This window comes from Haladaptatus sp. HS23 (genome assembly GCF_056892285.1).
On the sequence record NZ_JBXGLH010000008.1, the window covers coordinates 126,898 to 149,954 of the forward strand.

General features: G+C 52.5%; 8 protein-coding genes. 3 read left to right on the forward strand and 5 right to left on the reverse strand.

Annotated elements, in window-relative coordinates; genetic code table 11:
* Nucleotides 1-94 precede the first annotated feature (94 nt).
* From AC1XDK_RS20495 to AC1XDK_RS20505, 3 genes are read left to right on the forward strand one after another with little or no spacing between them, the layout of a single operon-like run.
* On the forward strand, nucleotides 95-3,412 hold the full coding sequence (locus AC1XDK_RS20495; RefSeq protein ID WP_483351832.1) for a VirB4 family type IV secretion system protein: 3,318 nt from the start codon (nucleotides 95-97) through the stop codon (nucleotides 3,410-3,412).
* The gene (locus tag AC1XDK_RS20500; RefSeq protein ID WP_483351833.1) at nucleotides 3,412-4,530 is read left to right on the forward strand and encodes a DUF8128 domain-containing protein; all 1,119 of its coding nucleotides are present in this window, start codon (nucleotides 3,412-3,414) and stop codon (nucleotides 4,528-4,530) included. Before AC1XDK_RS20495 ends, AC1XDK_RS20500 begins: the two co-directional genes overlap by 1 nt.
* A gap of 20 nt (nucleotides 4,531-4,550) precedes the next feature.
* Nucleotides 4,551-7,469, forward strand: coding sequence for a type IV secretory system conjugative DNA transfer family protein (locus tag AC1XDK_RS20505; protein ID WP_483351834.1), 2,919 nt, complete (start codon nucleotides 4,551-4,553; stop codon nucleotides 7,467-7,469).
* A gap of 142 nt (nucleotides 7,470-7,611) precedes the next feature.
* Here the strand turns inward: AC1XDK_RS20505 and AC1XDK_RS20510 are convergent, their stop codons facing one another.
* The 5 genes from AC1XDK_RS20510 to AC1XDK_RS20530 form a co-directional block, all read right to left on the reverse strand.
* Nucleotides 7,612-8,883, reverse strand: a complete 1,272-nt coding sequence (locus AC1XDK_RS20510) for a glycosyl hydrolase family 28-related protein (RefSeq protein ID WP_483351835.1) — start codon at nucleotides 8,881-8,883, stop codon at nucleotides 7,612-7,614.
* A gap of 73 nt (nucleotides 8,884-8,956) precedes the next feature.
* Nucleotides 8,957-10,273: a hypothetical protein gene (locus AC1XDK_RS20515; RefSeq protein ID WP_483351836.1), complete on the reverse strand. Its 1,317-nt coding sequence runs from the start codon at nucleotides 10,271-10,273 to the stop codon at nucleotides 8,957-8,959.
* 41 nt (nucleotides 10,274-10,314) lie between these two features.
* The gene (locus tag AC1XDK_RS20520; RefSeq protein WP_483351837.1) at nucleotides 10,315-11,499 is read right to left on the reverse strand and encodes a hypothetical protein; all 1,185 of its coding nucleotides are present in this window, start codon (nucleotides 11,497-11,499) and stop codon (nucleotides 10,315-10,317) included.
* 32 nt (nucleotides 11,500-11,531) lie between these two features.
* Nucleotides 11,532-12,908, reverse strand: coding sequence for a hypothetical protein (locus tag AC1XDK_RS20525; RefSeq protein WP_483351838.1), 1,377 nt, complete (start codon nucleotides 12,906-12,908; stop codon nucleotides 11,532-11,534).
* Between the two features lie 102 nt (nucleotides 12,909-13,010).
* Nucleotides 13,011-23,030, reverse strand: a complete 10,020-nt coding sequence (locus tag AC1XDK_RS20530; RefSeq protein ID WP_483351839.1) for a hypothetical protein — start codon at nucleotides 23,028-23,030, stop codon at nucleotides 13,011-13,013.
* Between the last annotated feature and the right edge of the window lie 27 nt (nucleotides 23,031-23,057).

Here is a 23,057-nt window from a genome sequence, read left to right on the forward strand (position 1 = left end):
CCATTCCGGTGCAAGGCTGGAACGGGTACCTCTCGGATAGACGCGGTGTGCATCGATAATCGATGTGCTGCTATCCGTCAACAAAACCACCACTATGAGCAAAAAAGAACCACAGAACCCACGAGATCCGACACAGATAGCACCCCCGAAAGTCGATTCGGGGATGAAATGGAAAGGAATCAAAGCATCGGATATGATGTATGCGATTCCTGGTGCAGGAGTTGCAGTCGGCGGCCTCGGTGCAGCGATGTTAGGTGCCGGATCCATCGGCCTTGGTATGATGGGTGCTGGTGCAACAGTTGCGGGTGCAAGCGCTCGTATGGCGCATAAATCCGGTAAGCACTCATCTGGGATCGATCGAGTCCTTACCTCTGCCCACAGTACTCTGAGTCAGCGGGAGATGCCACTCTCGCCAGGCCAAATGCAAGCCGTGCATGGTATTGAACGGATTTACGCGGATGGGACGATTGAAACCACAGATGGTAGGCTCGTTGCTATTGCGCGTATCGATGGGCGGAATACCACGATGCAGTCGACCGATGACTCACGGAAGATGGTCGGTCGGCTTCGAACTGCTCTTGACGAGCACGTCCGAGACTTTTCCTTCAGTTTCTACAGTACCTCGGTCGAATATGATCCCGACAAGATCACGGACAAGTACCTGGAGGCCCGCTTCGCTGACCACTATTCAGGGAGAAAATGGCGAACCGTTCGGACTCTGCTTAGCGACATTCACCACTGGTACCAAGATCGGATCCCCAAGATGGGTCTTCGTGAATGGAAACACTACGTAGTCGTCCAGGTCCGGCCTGACGAAGTTTCACTCCCTGACTATTCGAGTGATTCGGGTATTCGTGCGATGTTGTTCGGCGATGACGAGGACCAATCTGACGCGCGCCGCTCACGAATGAAAAAGAAGCTTGAAGACCGCATCCAGCGGATCGGTAGTTCCTTTACGCGTGTCGAGGGTGTCGATGGGCGTCGATGTAGCCCAGCAGAAGTAGCACTGCTTCTCTCGCGCTATTGGGCAGGAACTGACCACTCATTCGATGAATCCGAAGTCACGGAGACCGTGAACATGAGTGTTTGGCCCGATGAATCTGAACTGACCCAAGAAAACCGTGAACAGCCACATCGACCTGAAGCTGTTGAACAGGATGATTCCGCGACAAAGCGGACAGCAGTCGCTGAGGTATCGGACGTTGAAATGGCTGCAGATGGTGGTGCAACGACGGAAGAAACCACTACCGAAACAGTAGCGTCACGAACTGACGGTGTCAATAACCCCAGTGACACTCATGAGGATGGTGTTGATGCTACTCACGCGTCCTTCTTTGCGAACGTGCGAGAAGGCTTGTTGAATCCGCTCGGAGACGACGAAGAGACTGGTGCTGAGGAAATTGCCATCCAATCGAATCGGATTCAAAAAGCACTCTCTCCGGCACGGTTCGACGCACACAAAGGATATCTGGAGGTTGGAAATCAGTACTGTAAGACCTTCTGGATTGCCGGCTGGCCATCGGAACCAACCGAACAATTCCTCCAGCGACTGTATACGAAACGCAATCTCGATATTGATGTTCATCTCCGTGCGCAGGCACGCGATAAAAAAGTTGTCAGAGAGGTCATCAAAAAGGAGATTGGGAAAATGGACGCAGATGTCGACGAGCGGAAAGATGAGAACGACATTGACGCAATCCTAGTCGAGGAAGACATGGATCCGTACGTCAAGATGTTCAAACTCCTCCACCAGACAAAGACCCAACCATGGAGTATGTCGGGGTACGTTACTCTCCGAGTTGGGAAGCGCCAAGCACTCGACGTTGCTGAAGAACGCGTCGAAGAGGGACTTGCCGACCCGTCGAAGATGACGCTGGACATCGCAATGCAGCGGGCACTGGATGAAGCCGAAGACGAACTCCGGAATGTTCTTGAAGAATCTCCAGCAAATCTCGTCGTTAAGGACCTTCAGGATACAGAGCTGCGACAAAAACAGCTCTTTGAATCTTGTTCGCCTGCCGGCACGGATCGGTTTGAAGGTGCGACCTGGAAACAGCGCTCTCAGCTCATGCTTAGCGGTGCTATCGCCGCAACCTTCCCACCAGGGTCTGCGTACATAGATCAGGATGACGGGGTCGAACAGGGACTGAACACGCAGAATAGCAGTATCGCCGTGACGAATGCTTTCTCGCCAGGACCTGGTCATAAACTCATCCTTGGCGATTCCGGATCTGGGAAGACGTATAAGATCCTCTACGACACGCTTCGCTGGAATCTGTTGGAGAATGACCGAACCGTGATTTACATGGACACGATGGGTGGCTTCAAGGAGGCGATCGACATCACTGATGGCAACCACATCATGGTCGATGGGTCTCAAACAATCAACCCTCTTCATATCGAAGAGACGCCAGAAGAAGTACTTCGAAGTGACTCAAAAATCGACCCATGGGGGATGAAGTTCACCGAAGCGAAAAACTACATCCTGGGGATTCTCGGATCGGACGCAGATGACGCACAAGTTGCCCGATTCGCTCCACTCGTGAAAGACGCGCTCAGGAACACGTACATCGAGGCGGGTGTCAAGCCGAACCGTCCAGAAACTCACAAACCAGAGAACAGCCCGACGATGGTTGATTTCCGTGAGATGGTGGAGGACATGGGTGACAACCCAGATAAGTACGTCACGACGTCTCTCGAGAAGAAAGAGGTTCGAGACAACGCCGGGCCACTCCTTCGTAAGTTGAACGGATTCACTGAAGGTGGTGAATATGACGCGTTCACTGGGAAGTCTGAAGCGAAGATAGTTCCGGGAGAAACAAACTACATCGACCTCGAACAGATTCAGGGCTTAGGTGGTGCCGCCGATATGAGCACGATCTTGCAGCTCCTCCTGGGTTGGGTCTACCAGGCGGTTAAGCGTGCACCTGATGAGACGATCTTTATGATCGACGAGGCACACTACCTCTTCGATTCGAAGGATATGCTGGCGTGGCTCCAGCAGGCGTCTCGTCACTGGCGACACCACAAAGCTGGCCTCTGGATGGCTAGCCACCGACCAGGTGACTTCGTCGAGGCAGAGGATAAAACGATGAAGGAATACAAGGACGCCATCAGAGGACAAGTGAATACCACGGAGATCTTCCCGCTGAGCGACCTCGCACCAGAATCTGCCCAGAGTTTCGATCTGAACACTAAGCAGGCAGAATTCGTTCGACGTAAAGCAGTTCGTGGTGAGAATGAAGACTACGACTACTCCGAGTCGCTTATGAAATTCACCGAAAAGGAGGGATGGTTCAAGATTCGCAATCGAGCGAGTCCCTTCGAACACCTCCTACTCACCTACGACTCGGAGGAAGACGGAGAACTGGAAGAGTATCTCGAGAGCAATTGGAACGGAGGGTGGGCATAATGTTTGGCATCAATTCGGATTTGTTGGGGACCAACAACAAGGCGAACACATCGGCAAAGGACTACCAAGCGACACAGATCGGAGAATACACGCAGAGAGTTGAGGAGGCCCCTGGTGAGATGCTGCGGATTGTCCCGTACAAGGACAACCAAGGGATCCTCGACGGGGCGGCCCTCATGCAATCATTGCATGACATTCAGATGGAGCGACAGGGACTGCTCCGTCGGAAGCAAAATGTGAGTGATCATCACTCCTACGAGCTCTGGTTCCACAACGGGAAAATCAAGTTCTATATGCATGCGGCAGATCAGTCGTCCGCTGATTCATTTGCACGGCGTGTAGCAAACAGCTATGCGAACACGCAAGTGAGCAGGATGAATGGTGGTGATTCCTTCCCAGAGATCAAGTCTGACGATAATGTTGTCGGAGTCAATCTCGACCTTCAGAAGCACTACTACTACCCGATCCGGTTCAAGGATCGCCATGAAGAGAACAAGAGTGAGGACTTCGAGCGCGATCCCTACGGGAAGGTTACCTCGGAGATGTTGTCGACGAGTGAGAGCACGGTTGTTGTGCAAGTAGTGTTCATGCCCGCACGAAAAGACTGGGCAGAGGGCGGGTGTGGTCAGAGTCGGAGTGAGAAGAAGACCACTGTCGCAGACGTTGCTGAAATGCTACAACAAGATGATGTCGTCGGGTGGTGGAACCCCCGAGACCGTCCAGCAAGTGAGAAAGATCGCGCCCAAGCAAAAATCGTAGAACTACAACGGGGGAAACAGGCATTCCACGTTAATTTGCGGATCCTTGCCGCCTCACCGGATCCACAAGAAGCAGAGGCACGAGCACGTGGTGTGGCATCGATGTTTAGCCGTTGGTATAATTCAGTCACCGAACAAGGATTTGCCGATACCCCAATTACGGGGGAGAGCAACGTTCGTCAGCATCTGGAGAAGATGCAAAAGCGGACGTTCGAAGACCGTCGGATGATCCTCTCCGTGGATGAACTCGCCGGGATTGCTCACATCCCGAACGACGAAATCAACACGCCGCAGATCGACTGGCGGCTCTCGAAGAAAGGAAACGACGTGCCTGCTGATTCGGTCGGCAGTCTCGAATAATTCACCCACTATCCCATACAATGTTCAAGAAATTTCTTTCGCGTGAAGACACGCAAGCAGAGACATCCGAATCAGAACAGACCGAAGACGACGAGACAGAGAAGAAGACGTATCACACACACTCGATCTCGGGAGATGAGTACCAATTCACCGCCACGGGAAGCATTCGACAAGGCGGTGTAGAAGTGAAAACCGAAACGGAGAGCGGGCCGGTTGCAGGCCCAAAGATTCGAGAGCACATGGAGAACGGGTTTGAGAACCCCGAAGCGCCACTCTCAATCGGGTACAACGTCAGTACGCAAGACGGGTTCCAGGAAGCAGCAGTCAAGTTTGAAAAACTCTTCCAGCACTTGTGGGCGTGTGGTATTTCGGGTGCCGGGAAGACGACGCTTCTCCTGAACTGCATGATTCAGATGGCGTACGCAGGGTATGGATTCGTCTACTTCGATCCGAAGTCCGAAGACAGCGAGGAACTCCTGAAGAAACTTCCGAAGCACCGGCTGGAGGACGTTATCTGGATTGAACCGGGTGGCGACGAATTCGAGAACTGCGTCCAGTTCAACCTGCTGGAGATCCCAGACTGTGACAGCGAAATCGAGTTAGAGCGTGAGATCGAGGACCGTCTCGAGAATCTCATCGCTATCTTCGACAACGGCGACTACTGGGGCCAGCGAATGAATGCTATCCTGGAATCGATGGCACGGGGAATGATGCGTGCAAACGCAGAGATGGACGACCCCGAAGAGTACTTCACCGTTATCGATTTCTACTTCATCCTGCTGAACCAGGACCGTCGAGAGAACTTCGCTGAGGAAGTTGACGATCCGTTCGTCAAGGAGTTCCTAAACGAGATTGCCGAGATGAAAGATGACGAAGTCCGACCGCTCATCACCCGCGTGAAATCGTGGGTGGAGAACGCGATCATCCGCAAGATCATCGCCCGGCGAGAGAGCACGGTCGACTTCCAAAAAGCAGTCGACGAAGATAAGATCATTATCGTGCGCACGCCCGTTGCAAACGATGACATCAAGAAGATGATTACGCTGGGGACGGAGAAACCGATCTGGACATCAGTTCAGCATCGCAACTCCGACGGTGATCGCGAACCGTTCTTCTCGATCTTCGACGAAGCAGACACAGTGTTCTCGGAGAACCTTGACGTCCAAGACATGTTGGCACGTGCACGATCGATGAAGATGGGCGTCACGATCGCCAATCAGTACCCTGATCAGCTAGATGACCCCGTCGAGACCGCGGTGAAGAACAACGTCACGACACCGATGACGTTCCGGATTCCGGACGCAGACGAAGCCCGTCCGATGATGAAGAAGTTCGAAGGGTTCGACGTTGAAGACCTCACGTCGCTTGACGACTACATGATCTGGGCGAAAGTCCCACTCAAGGACGGGTCTCGATATTCTGACCCGCTTCGCCTATTCACGTTCGCACCATACCCTGACCTTCGGACGGAAGAAGAAGCTAAAGCAGTCGTCCGTGAGAACCTCAAGGAGCACGGTGCGAAGCTACCAACGGACGATGAGATCGAACAAGGGATCAAGTACGGAGAGTATAATGAGATCGTCGACGGAGATACTGACGCCGACGAGAAGATACTGTCCGACGCCACGGTCGGGACGGTCCTTGGGATCGTCTACGCGATGGAGAAACGCGACGGCGTAGCACCAGCGGAGGATGTGGAAGAACGACTTGAGGGAATGATAGGAGGTTCACAATCCGAGATCTCGAATATCATTGAGCGGCAGGTGGTGCGGGAGAACCTCGAAGACGTCGGGGGCGATCCTCGGGCGCTCAAGATCACGCCCGACGGGAAGGAAACGCTCAAAGAGACTGGCAGCGGTGGCAGTGGTGGCGGATTCGAACACCGTATGTTGATCTCGCAAACGATCAACGAGCTGGTGCTGTTCAATGTCGACATGCGTGCGCCGACCCAAGACGGAGACCAACTCCCGGACGCAGTTGGGCACACACCACTTCCGCTTGGTGGGGATACAACAGAAGAAGCGATAGAACGGGAAGAGGAACTCAAAGAGAAGTACCCCAAAGCAGCGTATCTCTCCAAGTGTAAACCCCGGATGCGAGTGGAGGTAGAAGCAGAAGGGAAAACGAAGCCCAAGGGCCCGTGTAAGAACTGGGCTAAGGCGGTGAACAACAATGCTCACGTTTTCTTCGTTGTTGGAGAGGGTCCAGATGGTGATGCAACGAAGAACGCACGTCGGATCAACAACATCCTGCAGAGCCCGCCATGCACTGCAGAGATGTCTCCCAAAGAGATCGACCCCGATCGTGCATTCTACTCAGGTGGGAATCTGCCAGAGACCAATGAGGAGAATGAGCACGTCTTTGTGGTCCATCCCGATTCAAACGCAGATCTGACGTGGGTCGAAATGAACGGGGAAATTATCCTCTGGGAGTCTGGAAAGGGGCCGTATCTCAAGTTTGATTCCATCGAAGACTTCGATAACCGAGGTCGCGATGATTTCGAGGCCGTCTACTACAAGAGCGAAGGGATCCACAACGTCTGGACTAATGGAGAAGAGTATCAATACGACTCGGAAGAGGAATTCAAGAACAACTGGTCACGAGTGAAGCTGCCACACATCCCAGAGCTAGTATTCGACGACGGAGAAGTGGCAGATAGCGATACGTTCGACATCCTCGTCGGACCACACGAGAAGTCCGAAGGATTGCAGTACTACGAGCCCGGTCCGGACGAACTCGAATCGCTCGAAGAGCACATTGAACGAGAAGTGTTGGACAGATCGGCCACAAATCAAGATGTAGAAGAAGAATCTCAGGTGAAGAGTATGTCCGCACCAACAGCATCCGTGGAGAACGGATCTAACAGTGAGGTCAGTGACGCTCAGGATGATGAGAAGAATCTGAAGCGGTCACTTGATAACATCTCGTTAGACGAGTAGACACCATTGTTAATTTTTGAGATGATTGTGTTGCCACTCTCCGAAGGAGCGCATGAGGATTATTTTCGGGCGCTAAAATCACCAGCACCAGAAGAAGTCAATAAACGTGTGTGAAAACAGATTTCAGAATTCCGAAGAGATATTAATACACATTTTTAAACACACCATCGGATCGGAGATGCCATAGCGTGCCGTCAGAGGTGTTCTCAACAAATCCACCTCTGAAGTGCGGGTTCCACTCCCTTCGAGTCGGTTTGTTTCCAATGCCAGCCGCTTCTCGACCAGTCGAATTCATCATACTTAGTGCTGCATTGACTCTTACACCAGATTCAGCAATAATATTCCCAAGAGCCCAAGCATAATCCGTACTCTCAGAAACTAAAAGGCCATATGGTTGTTTATATTTTCCCCGTCCGTGATACCGAACGACATTCCCCATGACGGTTACAAACCGACATCCCTTCGAGGAATCTAATGGTCCAAAGTATATACCATACTCACGGGTATTTGTCGTGGTATTCCCGATACATGTAATTCGATCAGCGAGCTCACCAACAATACCGCCACGAGCACCGTTGATAATGTTTCCAATAAAGATCGCATCTTTCGTGTCAACGTGTCCTCCCGTCTGTTCAAGGATTATAGCATGCTGGCTTGTGTCAATGATTGTATTCCCAAAGGCATAGGTTGGACAACGCCCCTTTACCTCACCGACACCGATCCCCAAACCGTTTGAACCAGTTGTCTCTCCAGAAGTTCCGCAACGTTCAAGGACATTATTTATATATTTGTCATTATACACACTGTCTAACCCAACGCCGGTTGCTCTTGAGTCATGTATGTAGCAATTCGAAATGGTCCAATTCTTCCCTTTCTTCGTCCGGATTGCTTTGTGTGCCGGCCTATATGAATGGTTTATCCACCCACCTTTTCCATTAAGTACGAGATTCCTAATTGAGACATTCGATGCTTCTGTAGATTCTCCACTACTATCCAAACCATCTATTATCGACTGATTCATCTCAGCCCCGGCTATCAATTCCGCACCGAGTGTGGCAGGACCTTCAAGCGCAACATTTCCATCTGTTACATCAATACCCCTCTGAAGGTAGTATGATCCAGGTGGGATGTAGACAGTTGCGTTCGCTTCACTAGCATCATCAACAGCGTTCTGTATAGCTTCGCTATCATCAGTCTCACCGTCCCCCACTGCACCGTATCGGGGGTGTGTCGGGATATAGAATGGATTAATTGGTTGTGGAGGGGGATGATTTGGCCGATCTCGTGTAGTTGACCTAGGTTTTTTAGACTGGTCTGTGTTTATTGTGTGTTCTTGGAGATTATCGGGTTCTCTAATAGCAAACGAGAGAGCGCCTGCAATTGCTGAGAGATATGTTCGTCGTTGATGACCCATACCTATAATGAAATAGGATAATACAAAAAGTCTATGAATTTCCTACGTAATCCCCTCAATCCAGTGAAGTCTTTCAGAATGAGGTATTGGTCGCAATGTGTCGCCAGCTTCCGCTAATCTCCTCACACATCCCCTCAGGTTGACCGTTACTTCCATTATGGCGTGCGAATTCGCCCGTTTCTGGCGAACGAGTCGTTAGGTCCTCCGCTCCAATAATATACTTCCCTTTCCCAACCGGACGAACGCCTCCCTGTGGATGGAATCTAAATATCTTTTCTCCCCCTTCGGAGAATACCCAATTCCCGTCGTTGAAATCAATCTCCCAATCGTTGCTATGTTCGGGGTCCGAGAAATACCGGGTCGGACCTTTCCGGCCAGTGATCATCTGATTGTTTCCACCATCGGACCAATCACGCACCTCGTTAGCATGTTCGCCGTGATATCCGATTCCCGGCCCGGATATCGCGAACGTATTCGTTCCATCAACGTGCTGTGGAACGTCCCAAAGAGGACCATAGAAATTGAATGATTTCAGACTACCAGTCTGATTATAAAGAACCCGCTTCGATGCATCACCCGTCTGTATCGAACCATAGATATCGTTTTGGAATGCGAAGGAATCAAAGCCTTTCTGATGGATTGCGTACTCACACGTACTGATATGGAGGTTAAACGCATTCGCGTTCATCCACGAGTTAGACTGCGGCCCCTCCGCAAGCAGACCACTGGAAAAGTTCTTGATATCGAGATTAAACCTATTTCCAAGGCCAAACCCATTAGAGGCCGTACCATCATCATAGAGATGTAATCCAGCCCCTTGATCGGAGAGTCCTTCAATACGCCCGTCTATTTTTACTGAATTACGGGTATGGTTCCCGTACTTTCCGTTAAAGCTGGTTTTGAGGAGTACCCCTGATTTCGTATAGGCAGATAAGTTTTGATCAACGACGATATCGGCCTGCCGAATCGTGTTAAACCCTCCGCAAGTCATTCCGTGATGGTCGCCGGTAATCTCCATCTTCGCGCCATTGAAATCCAGATCAACGCCGCGCGGCAGATGAATTGTGTCCGCTTCGGCGTAGTTTTCGTCTTCGAGTAATTTGATAGACCCGCCGTCTGAAGCGGCGGTGTCGATGGTTGACTGTAGATTCCCCGGTTCGGGATACAAATTATCGTTCACCGAGGAGGGCCGAATCGGTCGCCGATTCAGTGAGAGGTCGGTATTTCGAGCCAGATCGTTTGGGTTTTGTGGTGCGTTAATTGCCTCTGCCGACCCGTCGTCGTTTAGTTGGAGTGCCCGGTTACCTGCCGGTGAGACGAGTTCCGCCGTTCCATCTTCGTTATTAACAATACGCCAGCCGCCGCTTCCGAGTTCTATTGTCTTAGCCATAGCTATGAGTCCAGAAATTTTATCACGTTACCGAAAACGAATTATCCGTTATTGCCAATCACGGCGTTCGGAGCGTCCGTATACAGTGAATCGTCGAATTTGTTGCCCGTGACCACGCATGGTGCGTCGTTGATGGCCCCGTTATTGCCCTCAAAACTAGTGACGTAGTTCCCGGTAACTGTACATGGAGTTCCGGCGCTGATCACTAAACCGTTAATCATCGCACCCCCACTATTCGTGGCGTTCGGGTCGCCTCGAACCGTATTGCCCGTAACGGTAATCGTGCCGGTGCCACCCGCGCCAGTCTGTGAGTTGACGAAGATACCTCCGCCAGAGCCATCCCCGGTTTCTGCGCGGACGGTATTATTGGCGATGATCCCGGATTGACCGCCTTCCTCCACGAGGAACGCCCACCACATGCCGGATTCATTCGTGGTTCGGGTGCCGTATCTCCCTTGGACCGTGTTGTTTACAAGCGAGAATCGTCGGACTTTATAGCCGCTATCGGTAGTCGAATCAACGAAAAATACGTCGCCGGTACGTGTCGCATCCAGCGGGCGAACGATATTGCCCCGGATATTCAGATTCGTGAGCTGACCGCCGCGGGCTTCGATTGCGACCGCGCCCGTATCGAATTGACCCCCACCGCCAAACCGACAGTCTGTCACCCATACGTCGGAGGTATAGCTTAACTCGACCGGGTTGCGTTCACCCGCGTTCTGTATTGTAATATTTTTGATACGAAGATTCTCGTATGATCCGGACCCTTGTACGTCGCCCACGCCGCGATACGAGGGGGTCCCTTGATTGGCTGCATTTACGTCGATTGTGCCGGGGCCGTCCACGGTGATATTGTTTCCGAGTGTTTGGACGAAACACCGGAATGTCTGAACATTCGAGGAGTCGGCCTGTCGGAGAGTTGCATTTTGCTGAATATGCAGGTGGTCGTTGTCTCCCAGTATCACCGGGTCGTTCGCATTAATCGTTGTCCCGGTTGGTATGATAACGGTGTTTCCTGCCCCGATGGCGGCAAACAATTCCGCTTCGGTTTTGACGTAAATGTTCTTATCATTTATCCGTTTGAGCTGAATATCGTCTGTATCGATAGAGCCATCATCTTGAAGCGAGAGTGCGGAATTCCCGCTTGGTGAGAGGTAATCTGCCGTGCCGTCGTTATTATCTTTGATTCGCCAGCCGCCGGTACCGAGTTGGATTTCTCTTGCCATCGTTATATAATAAAATAACCTTTTTGAACTCCCTACGCCCGCGTAATCGTCAAGTATGTCTTTTTCTCGTTGCCGAGGACATCACACGCATTATCTGTGTTCTGGAAATCCAGCGTGATCGTGTCCCCCGCGTCGAGGTTGATGAGACGTGTTGGAATTGGAATTGTCTCATACGCCCCACCTGCCGACTGCATATCGACCTGCACACTCCGTGACTCCGACGTGAGATATCCAATCACTCGGTCGCCTGCAGTCGCGTTGATATAGCCGATACTTCCAGCAACCTCGTACTCCCCATCTACCGGTGCAGTGAACACACCGGACCCTTCATTGAAGTCGTTCAGCTCATCGACGTTAGTCCCATCTAATGGGATCGTCTTCTTCGTGCCTGCTGGGCAATCTAGGTTCGCGGTGAGGTAAGCATCCACCTTGGTATTTGAGAGCGACTGCGGCCCCCACATTTTGTGATTCGCTTCGTCAATGACCGTTCCGTTGCCAACAACCACGTTATCCAACGGAGATTCTCCGCCGTTGCAATTTGGCGGCATCGCCGTCGCACTATCAAAGTGAATATCACCAGAGGCAGCCACGCAAAACCATCGATCCAGTGTTCCCGACCAGCTCGTGATATCACCACAGTACATTCTCCCGCCGCGTTTGACCGAGAGAGCCATCATCCGGCCGGCCCCTACGTCGATATCACCACTGACCTTCCCGATTGAGCTGTAAAACTTGATGCAGATATCATCTGGATTCCCTGTGTCCTCGAAGGAGATGTTTCGAACACGCGGACGGCAGGATTCGAGGATGATTCCGGACCCCTCGTTATTCCCCTGCCAAATGTCAGTTACGTTGAGATTTATGAGAGATGGGGCATTTACTCCGCTACAATCTTTTGCATGGACACCTTCTACGTCGGCGTATCCTCCCTCTCCAGAGACAATAACCGCGCCGACCTCATGAGCGTCATCATAGTGCCCTGCCAAATAGGGAGGGATGAAAATCTGCCCATAATTTGTTCCATCAGGGACAAGATGTATCTCGGTTTTGTGCCGGACGTAGATTGGAATTCGCTTCATCGCTTCATCGTACGTCCGAAGTGGGTTCGCCTCACTCCCGTCATTGGAATCGTCGCCATTTGCACCCGACACGAAGATATCCTCTACACCGTTTCCAATCAGAGGACGGGTATCTGGCCCGGAGTCTGCACTTGACCCGACCATAGCCTCATCAAGCGTCCCTAACGAGGTCGTAAGCGAATCCATCGAAACCCCTGCCGGGAGGTCTTTTGGGCGAACCGAAAATATCGTCTTTCCACTCGGACGATGATAGGCCGTCAGTGTCTCGTTTCCACTTTCGTCGGTGTCCCGTCCAAAGTCAAACTCGCCTAATTGTACTGTCTGTGGCATGCTATGTGTAAATCTCGTTGAAAATCAAATCTGCGTTACTGATGTGCCGATACAACACCGCTCACACCGCTATCTGTGGATCTGCAACCGCCCGCCCGCCGCTTAGACTACTGTAAAAGTACCTTCAACAACGAGCGTCCCATCAACGACATATTCCCCGCTCACGACCGCCGAGTGGCCCTCAGGAACGGTCCGGGTTTCGCCCGTCTCGATAGACTGCTTTTCAATCGCAAAGTTCGATTGCGATTCGTCTGCCTCCACCGTGTTCGACGAGACAGTGTCGGTGTCTACCTCACCGAGAGACATTTGTGCGGTCGGGTTTTGCGTGTCCGCGACAACCGTCCCGATGAGATCTGATTGGGTAAGACCATTTTGGAAGTCGAAATTGCCCTCACTGATCGCTTGGTTGTACTTTACCTGCAATTCAGATTGGCAGAAGTCTTCTGCTCGAACCCAGAGATAATACTCATTCTGGGGTTCTCCATTCCGCGTCGATCCAGTCGCGTCCGTTTCCGTAACAAGAAGGTCAACAAGATTGCCCGGTCCCTGTCCAGATCCGTATTCAATTGCTTGCAGATCGTAGTGAGAAGTCCGGACTGCACCGAACACCCGGACCATCCGAGTCTCCTCCCCACCATTATCTGTCGCAAAGAACAATTGAGCGTCGAACCGTCCCTGTTCCATCTGGTCGCCGGAGCTTATCTTTGCGATTTTGTAATACTCGACACCAGACGAGGAATCAATTACGAACGACCGAGTCCGGTTGACGTGCTTCTCCATCTCGCTATCGAATCGGTCCTGGAACTCGCCTTCCTGTACCGGGTCGAACGAGAGATCATCCGTCGACCACGGTGCAGACCCGCCGACCGCGGATTGTGCCTCTGAATCGGAATACCGAGTGTGGTGGGCGTCCCCATCATTCTCGTGAGAATTGAGCTCCGACTGTGTTGTTGGATCGAATCCGAGATCTCCTGTCGAGATGGAGCCGTCTGCGATATGGGAACTATCGACCGCGCCAGCGGAATCTTCGATAGCTCCCGATTGAGCGGCAGTCACGTTGTGTGGATTCGACGTGTCATCGGTGTGGGCGGTGAGTTCCGACCGACTGACCGCCTTCACGGTGTTATGGTCGTACTCATCAGTTCGGAACCCTATCGGACTATATTCGTCTTCGCCGCCGCCGTTCGTGCGCAAATAGAACGGTGCGTCCGCGACAAATAAGAACGGCGTGTTTGTCGAAAGCGTCCCGCTCCCTCCGCTTTGCGAGCCAACTTCGACCATTCGTGGGTTCTCCCGCGAGGCGTCGGTAAAGTCATGGGTGTCGTATTCGACCCACGACCCACCAGAACGCTCGTAAACCGTGATAGTACATCCTTCAATTGCACCGAGCGCGTAGTCTGTTAGATCGTGTGGCAGGATATAGAGATCGCCGAGTGCCTTTACCGGCGTTCCCATCTCGGCGTCAGTCCCACTCCCATCAGCGATTTGTGTCGAAGAGAACGGCTCGTCAGAGTACCAGTAGGGATTCGATCCGTCTATCGTCGAATCGCTACTACCTGGCCGTGCCGATACACGGTTTTTCGACATCGTATGCATTACCTCTCGCGATGCTGGTGGGAGACATAATCCGTCATCATTCGAACCACCGGTTTTGGCAGCGAGAATAGGCGCGTCGGAATACAGCCGGAAATTGCCCGTTGTCGGTACCGCGACCAACTCGACTGTCCCGGGTTGTACCGTCACGGTATCCGTTGGTGTCCCGCCGGTATCGGGTGAAGTATCGACGTAGATTTCTACGTCGGCAGGCGCGTACGGCGAGTAGAGGAATATCTCGGTAGGTGCATCCCGATTCGTATGGAATGAGAACGTATCCCCGAGATACGACAGCGATGGGACTGGATAATCAAGCGATGCGTAGTTGATTGCTGCCGGTTTATCCGCCCATATTCGATCTCCTGGGACGACATCATTGAACGAACCGCTCTCTATATCCTCAGCATGGTAGTAGAATTCGCCATTTTTGTAGAATGTCGTATCTGGTAAGACGGTTGCGTAATTATGGGTCTGGTCTTCCATAATCACGCGGACCTGCGCCATTCCACGGCCCTGCGACTCGTTTACGTCATCGCTGGATTCGGTCGCGTAGGTTGTGTGCGATTTTCCTGTCGTGAGCGTATCGGCCGTGACCGGTCCCGTGACGTCCGCACTCGCCGCATTGAGCGCGTCAACACCAATATTACCACTAACTGTAAGGTTCCCATTTGGAACGGTTACATCGCCATATTTTGTTGTGAGGTCCGTGATGAGACTTGACCCATCATAGGAGTGAATGGAGGCACCATTTCGGCCACGTAGTTCGATTACGTCTGTGGCACCGGGTTGATAGAGGCCGTTATGCTCAATATCAAATTCAATATGATTTCCTTCACTGAATCGAATCGGACCGTTTAGTTGGTTATCAATCGAACGCGCCTGTTCTAACGACACAGAATGCGGATTATCAGTTGCAGACGTATGCGAGGAGAGCGCCGACTGCGCTTCGCTATCTGTATAGCGTGAGTGATGCGCGTCGGCCGTTCCCGCGTGCGTAGTGAGCTCGGCTTGGGTCGTCGGGTCGAAAGAGAGATTCGATTGGTCAACCGTTCCCGCGGCGTCAGCAAGTGCGCCGACTTGACTCGAAGTAACGTTATGCGGGTTCGTGGTATCCCCGGTATGAGAGGTGAGCTCAGACTGGGTCGCCGGGTTGAACGAGAGCTCACCAGTGCCAATAGACCCATCCGCGAGGTGCGACGCCGTGACCGTTCCAGCAGCGTCCGCAATCGCACCGACCTGCCCTGATGTCACATCGTGTGGGTTCGTCATATCGCTCGTATGGGCGTCAATCTCGGCTTGGGTCCCGATATCAACCCAATCAACACCCCCGGTTCCGTCGGCGACCGCCGCCTGCCCGGTTGCCGTCGCAGTACTGGACACAAGGTCCGCAACGTCCACCGAACCAGTTACCGCATTCCTCGCTTCGCCTGCGCTAAACCGTGAGTGGTGAGCGTCCGCGGTCCCCTCGTGGCTGTTCAACTCGCTTTGAGAGGCCGGGTCAAACGACAGGTCAGCCGTCGTAATCGTTCCGTCCGCGAGGTGCGAGCTCGTGACGGTTCCTGTCCCGTCAGCGATTGCTCCAACCTGACTTGCCGTGACACTGTGCGGATTATTCGTCGCAGAAGTGTGACCCGAAAGGGCACTTTGAGCTTCTGAATCAGTGTATCGGGTGTGGTGATCGTTCGAACTTACATTCGTCAGATCGTCATGGGACCCACTGAATTGTGTATTGGTGTCTGTCGAATCGATTGTAACCGTCCCATCACCGTCATCAGTAACAGAGAGATTTGACCCGAAGTTGATTCCGCCGGTCTCCGAATAGATTTGAGTCGTATTATCGGAGATCGCAACAGGGGTTGTCTTCGTGTGATGATCATTCGAACTAACACTCGTCAGATCATCGTGAGATCCCGTGAAGTAGTTATGAGACGCCGTGCTTCCGTGATCCGAATCCGCATTGATCGCTGAAACCGCTTCGGAGTTAGAATAACGACTGTGATGTGCATCCGTATCGCTCTCGTGGCTGTTGAGCTCGGACTGTGTCGTTGGGTCAAACGAAAGGTTTGATTGGTCAACACTCCCAGAGGTGTCTGCAAGAGCACCGGCTTGTGCTGCAGTGACGTTGTGTGGATTATCAGTCGCGTTCGTATGTCCCGAGAGGGCACTTTGTGCTTCAGAATCCGTATATCGACTGTGATGAGCATTGGGATCGCCCGTGTGCGAATCGAAGTCTGCCTTCGTCGCGTAAGGGAGTGACTGATGGTCAAATTCCGACATTCGGAAGCCAACCGCCGTATATTCGCCTGCATTGTTATCGTTCAACCGGAGGGCGAACGGCGCTTTCCCGAGGAATAAGACCGGACCAGTTGCAACAATCTCCGTGCTTGAGCCGTCTTTCGAACCGACTGAGGTCATTTTGGGATTATCTCTGGATGCACTCGAATGGTCATGCCGATTTGCCTGAGACCATTCACCAGCGCTCGAATCCCACTCATAGACGCCAATGATATTTGGTTCGACAGAGACAATCCCGTAATCCTGCACGTCATGGGTGACAACGTACGCATCGCCACATAGACGGTACGGTGTCCCCATCTCGGCGTCATGCCCTGCCCCGTCAGCAATTTGGGTCGTCGAGACGCGGTCACCATCGTTCGAGTAGTAATATATCCCTCCTACCTGGGGGACTCCTCCCCCTTCCATCGCATTTGCATTTTCGGCAAATGCATGAAGGACCTCACGTGAGGCAGGAGGAACTAATATTTTATCATCCGAAGCATACTTCTGGATGAGGACCGGTGAGTCACTCACAAATCGATGGACTCCTTCCTGATCTAGAGTGACCGTAATGAAGTCTTCTTGATTAACTGAATGACTACTTGTCCTCGAACCAGTTACCGCAGTGTTATAGTAGTAGTCTATATTTGCCGGCCCAAATGGTGCGTAGATCTTAACATCGTGAGGCTCGCTCCGTGTTGACTGGAAGATGTGTTCTTGACCAGCCCACGAGACAGGAGGTAGGACAAAGTCATTTGAATTTTGGTATAACGCTGTCGGTCGGTCTGCGGTGATCATATCACCAATCGAGGCAGAGAACGATCCTGAATCGCCAGCATTTGCAGTAGCGACTTTCGAACCATTTCTGTAGATCGTCGTCGAATCGAACATCGCCCCGAAGGAGACGGTCCCAGACTGCAGAACAATCCGATCATGTCGAAGACCATTTGCCCCGACCTCAAATGCGTCATCAGATGTATTGGTGACATAACCATCGACGAAGTAGTCACCCTCAATACGGCCCATGTGAGCTGACTCAATGGCGGATATCGCCTCTCCATCAGAATAACGTGCATGGTGAGCGCTGTTATTGCTTTGATGGCTACTCAGTTCTGCTTCTGTTGCCGTATCGAATCCCAGATGTGACTGGTCGACAGAGCCAGCCGAATCGGCAATTGCACCCGCCTGGGCCGCCGTAACACTGTGCGGATTATTGGTCGCGGACGTATGGCTATTGAGCTCGCTCTGTGTCGCTGGATTAAACCCGAGCTCGGGAATCCCGACCGCGCCAGTTGTGATATGATTTGTCTGTACCGTATTGTCGGCATCCGAAATCGCGCCGACTTGCGCCGCCGTGACACTGTGCGGATTGTTCGTCGCGGAGGTGTGTCCGCTCAGCGCCGATTGCGCTTCGGAGTCGGTGTAACGTGTGTGGTGCGCGTCCGCAACCCCGGAGTGCGAATTCAGCTCGCTTTCCGTAACCGGGTCAAATGAGAGGTCGCTCACCGCCCACGGTGCCGACCCGCCGACCGCCGCCGTCGCTTCCGAATCGGAGTAGCGCGAGTGGTGAGCATTGCCGTCGTTTTCGTGCGTATCCAGTTCGGCTTGCGTTGCGATATCGAACGAGAGATTCGACTCGTCAACCGATCCATTACTATCCGGGAGCGCGCCGGCCTGTCCCGCTGTAACGTTGTGCGGGTTCGATGTATCGGAAGTGTGTGAGGTGAGATCTGGTTGGCGGGCGATTTCCTCGCCGAACACTTCCGCGGTGTTTCCGTTCGTGTCCAACCGAAGGGCCTCTTGCCACTGTGCGGGTGCACCAGCGTCGCCTTCTTGTCCGGGTGCGAGACTGAGCTTCGCATTCCCACCATCGAGGTTGAGCCACGAGGCACCCTCGTTCGCGGTGAGGATGTTCTGGGTTCCGGGTTCAACGTTCCAGTAGATATGCCCTCTGCCGTGTCCGTCCTGTACGGACATGGAAAAGTCGCTCGTACTTCCCTCTGCGACGAGAGGGGTTTCTGAAGTTGAGCGAATCGTTCCCGAGGTAGTATCAGGTTGGTCCGACCGGAGGAATTGGTCGGCATTTAACCCATCAACGGTCGCCGCGTCGCCGCTAATATCGGTCGCAATTGTTCCGGCCGATTCGACCGCGACCACCGCTTCGCTATCGGAGTATCTCGAGTGGTGGGCGTCTGTTACCCCGCTGTGCGTATTTAACTCGCCTTCCGTAACCGGATCAAATGTCAGATCACCAGGCGACCACGGGGCCGTTCCACCAACGGCCGCGACAGCTTCGGAATCTAAATAGCGAGCGTGGTGATCATCACTCGAGACATCGGTCAGATCGTCGTGAGATTCAGAGAAGTAGTTATGAGACGCCGTACTTCCGTGGTCTGCGTCTGCATTAATTGCTGAAATTGCTTCTGAGTCCGTGTATTTCGCGTGGTGGGCATCCGAATCCCCTTCATGTGAATTTAGCTCGGATTGAGTTGCCGGATCGAAGGACAAGTCACCAGGAGACCACGGCGCAGATCCACCGACAGCCGACCGTGCTTCCGAATCCGTATACTTCGCGTGGTGTGCATCAGTAGTTCCCGTATGATTCGAAAGTTCTGACTGTGTAGCAGGGTCGAACGAGAGGTGTGTTTGATCAACAGAACCGGCAGCGTCTGCAATAGCACCAACCTGACCCGAGGTCACACTGTGCGGATTGTTCGTTGCACTCGTGTGTCCAGACAGGGCACTTCGGGCTTCGCTGTCCGTGTAGCGGCTGTGGTGATCATCACTCGAAACATTCGTCAGATCATCGTGAGAGCCACTGAATTGGGTATTCGTGTCTGTGGACTCTATCGTAACGGTCCCATCGCCATCATCCGTGACCGAAAGATTCGATCCAAAATTGAGTCCTCCTGTCTCGGGATATATTTCTGTCGCATCATCGGAGATCGCGACTGGCGTCGTCTTTGTGTGGTGGTCATCCGAACTGACTCCCGAAAGATCATCGTGAGACCCAGAGAAGTAATTGTGCGAGGCAGAACTTCCGTGGTCTGCGTCTGCATTGATTGCCGAGATTGCCTCTGAGTCCGTGTATTTCGCGTGGTGAGCATCCGAATCGCCCTCATGCGAATTTAGCTCGGATTGGGTTGCGGGGTCGAATCCGAGATCAGTAAGAGCGAGAGTTCCGTCGGCGATGTGGTCACTCGTGACCGCACCAGTTGAGTCTGCAATCGCCCCTGTTTGGGCTGCAGTTACATTGTGCGGGTTATTCGTATTCGACGTATGAGCGTCGATCTCTGCTTGCGTTCCAATATCGACCCAATCTACTCCTCCAGAACCATTCGCCACTGCCGCTTGACCGGTCGATGAAGCAGAGGAAGACGTGAGGGAAGCAACATCAACAGTTCCTTCGACTGCAGAAATCGCTTCCGAATCAGCATATCGACTGTGGTGATCGTCGGCACTAACACCACTGATAGCGTCGTGATTGATCGAAGCCTCATCTACCGATATCCCTGGCGAGGAATCATCATACGTGAGGAGCGGGCCAAGAATACTCCCAACTGCGTCCTGTGCTTCTTCATCACTGTAGCGACTATGATGAGCGCTATTATCGCTGGAGTGTGTGGCAAGCTCACTTTGAGTTGCCGTATCGAAGTTTAGATGAGACTGGTCGACAGAGCCAGCCGAATCGGTAATTGCACCCGTCTGACCCGCGGTAACCTCGTGTGGATTTGTGGTGTCGCTCGTATGTCCAGTGAGGGCTGCTTGAGCTTCGCTATCAGTGTATCGTGAGTGGTGGTCATCACTCGAGACGTCGGTCAGATCGTCGTGAGATTCAGAGAAGTAGTTATGAGACGCCGTACTTCCGTGGTCTACGTCTGCATTAATCGCTGAAATTGCTTCTGAGTCCGTGTATTTCGCGTGGTGGGCGTCCGAAACCCCTTCATGTGAATTTAGCTCGGACTGGGTTGCGGGGTCGAACCCGAGATCAGTAAGAGCGAGAGTTCCGTCGACAATGTGGTCACTCGTAACCGTACCCGCACTGTCTGGTATGCTTCCCGTCTGGGCTGCAGTTACATCGTGCGGATTGCTAGTATCAGATGTATGTGCGTCGATCTCTGCTTGCGTTCCAATATCGACCCAATCTACACCCCCGGAATCATTCGCAACTGCTGCTTGACCAACGGAGGACGCGGTAGACGAAGTGAGTGTTGCAACGTCTACGGTACCTTCAACCGCAGCCACCGCTTCAGAATCGTTGTATCGCGCATGGTGTGCACTTGCATCACTCGCATGGGTATCAAGTTCAGATTGCGTTGCTGGATCGAAGGTCAGATCACCAGTGCCGTGGGAGTGGCTAGCGTCTGCAAACGCGGAGCTATTTTCTCCGTCAAGAGTCCCAGCATCAAGTGACCCCTCATCAGCAGTGGTAAGAACATCAGAACCACCTTTGGAGAGGCCGGTTGGGAATTCGACACCTGAAGACGAGTATTCTGCAAGGGTTGTCCCAGTGCTATCGGTTACAAGGAGATTGCCCGACGCCGAATCGTATGAGTATCGGTAATCCCTGTCCGTTCCATAGGAGAAAAAGTGATCATCGTGGATTCGTGAGTCCCCACGGATGTCGAACCCATCCTGGAAAGTGAAGAGACCGCCACTGAAATCCAACACTTTGCCAGAATCAGCAGTCCGTATCTGCGTACCTTGGATAACGATACTGTTTCCGGTTCCATCTCCCCATGCTGTCTCTCCAGTAAAGTTCCAATTTCCAGAGACCGTCTCATCATCTGGAAGCGCTGCATAGACGCTGGAATCACGGTTGCCAAGCGAATAAGCATTGACTCGCTCACTCTTTTGCCAGAAGGCGTCGCTATCTAACCCGTCTAGAGTTTCCGCATCTCCTCCATCGATAGTGTCGGTTGAATCGATTGTAACCGTTCCATCACCATCGTCGGTGACAGAGAGGTTATCTCCGAAGTTTATTCCACCCGTTTCTGAATGGACTGGAGTGGAATCGTCAGAGATCCCGACTGGTGTCGTCTTCGTGTGATGGTCATCACTTGCAACGTTGAATAGATCGTTATGAGACCCCGAGAAGTAGTTGTGTGACGCCGACGTAGCGTGGTCTGGATCCGAGTTGATGGCGGAAACTGCCTCGGTGTCCGAATATCGTGTGTGGTGGTCGTCGCTCGCGATATTCGTGAGATCCGTATGCGATCCGGAGAAATAGTCATGCGATGCTGTGCTTCCGTGGTCAGCATCGGCATTGATTGCCGAAATTGCCTCTGAATCTGTGTACCGATTATGGTGGTCATCACTTGAAACGTCGGTCAAGTCGTCGTGGGAACCACTAAACTGGGTGTCCGTTGACGCAATCGTGACACTGTCATCCCCGTCATCGACGACACTGAGATTATCTGTGAAATTGATATCAGTGACGTTCTTTACAACATTCACACCGTCGTCACTGATATTGGCACGAGTATCAGATCCACCAAATCCGGTGTACTCGACAGTTACCCTCCCATTGCCTTCGTTTGCAACGGAGAGGTCCTGGCCAAAGTTGATATCAGAAACGTCCCGACCGACCCGAACACCAGAGTCAGAAACATTCGTATGCGTATCGGACGCCGCTGTTGCACTGATTTTTGCCGTGCCATCGGCAACCGATACTTTGAGACCGTCTCCAAAGTCGAGGACATCTGGATCTGGGAGAAGGCTAGATCCATTGTTGAAGACGCTGACATGCGTATTGACCGAGTCCTCGGTATACTCCTTCACCCACTGGCGAGTTGCAATCTCTGCAGGAACAAGGCCTTGTAACGAGCCTGCGTCAAGGCTTCCTTCGTCAGCAGTCGTTAGAACACGATTGCTATCGACAAATGCAGTGTCGGCTCGTATGGACTCGGATTCTAGTGCCGTCGTATGAGCTGTCTTGGTTTCTGGATCAATCGACAGAATTGGGCCGCCAGTCTCCCCTTCCCCAATGACAAACCGATCGAGCTCGCTCGAATAGTATTCGACAACCTCTTTGTTCGTGCCAAAATAGAGATGGTAGTTGTCCGAGAAAATAGGCTCGAAATTATCGAGGCCAGTGATCCGCTCTGCATGCCCTTTCTCAAGCGCTTGTTCAACTCGGTCTGTATATCTAACCGTAATTGGTGCGGACGTGTCTGGCCAGCGTCCGGCAAGATACCGGCGCTTCGGGATAATCGTTACAACGTCGGGTTTGTCGTCTGAGTTATGAGACATTTAGGTATTCAGATATGAATCTGTGTT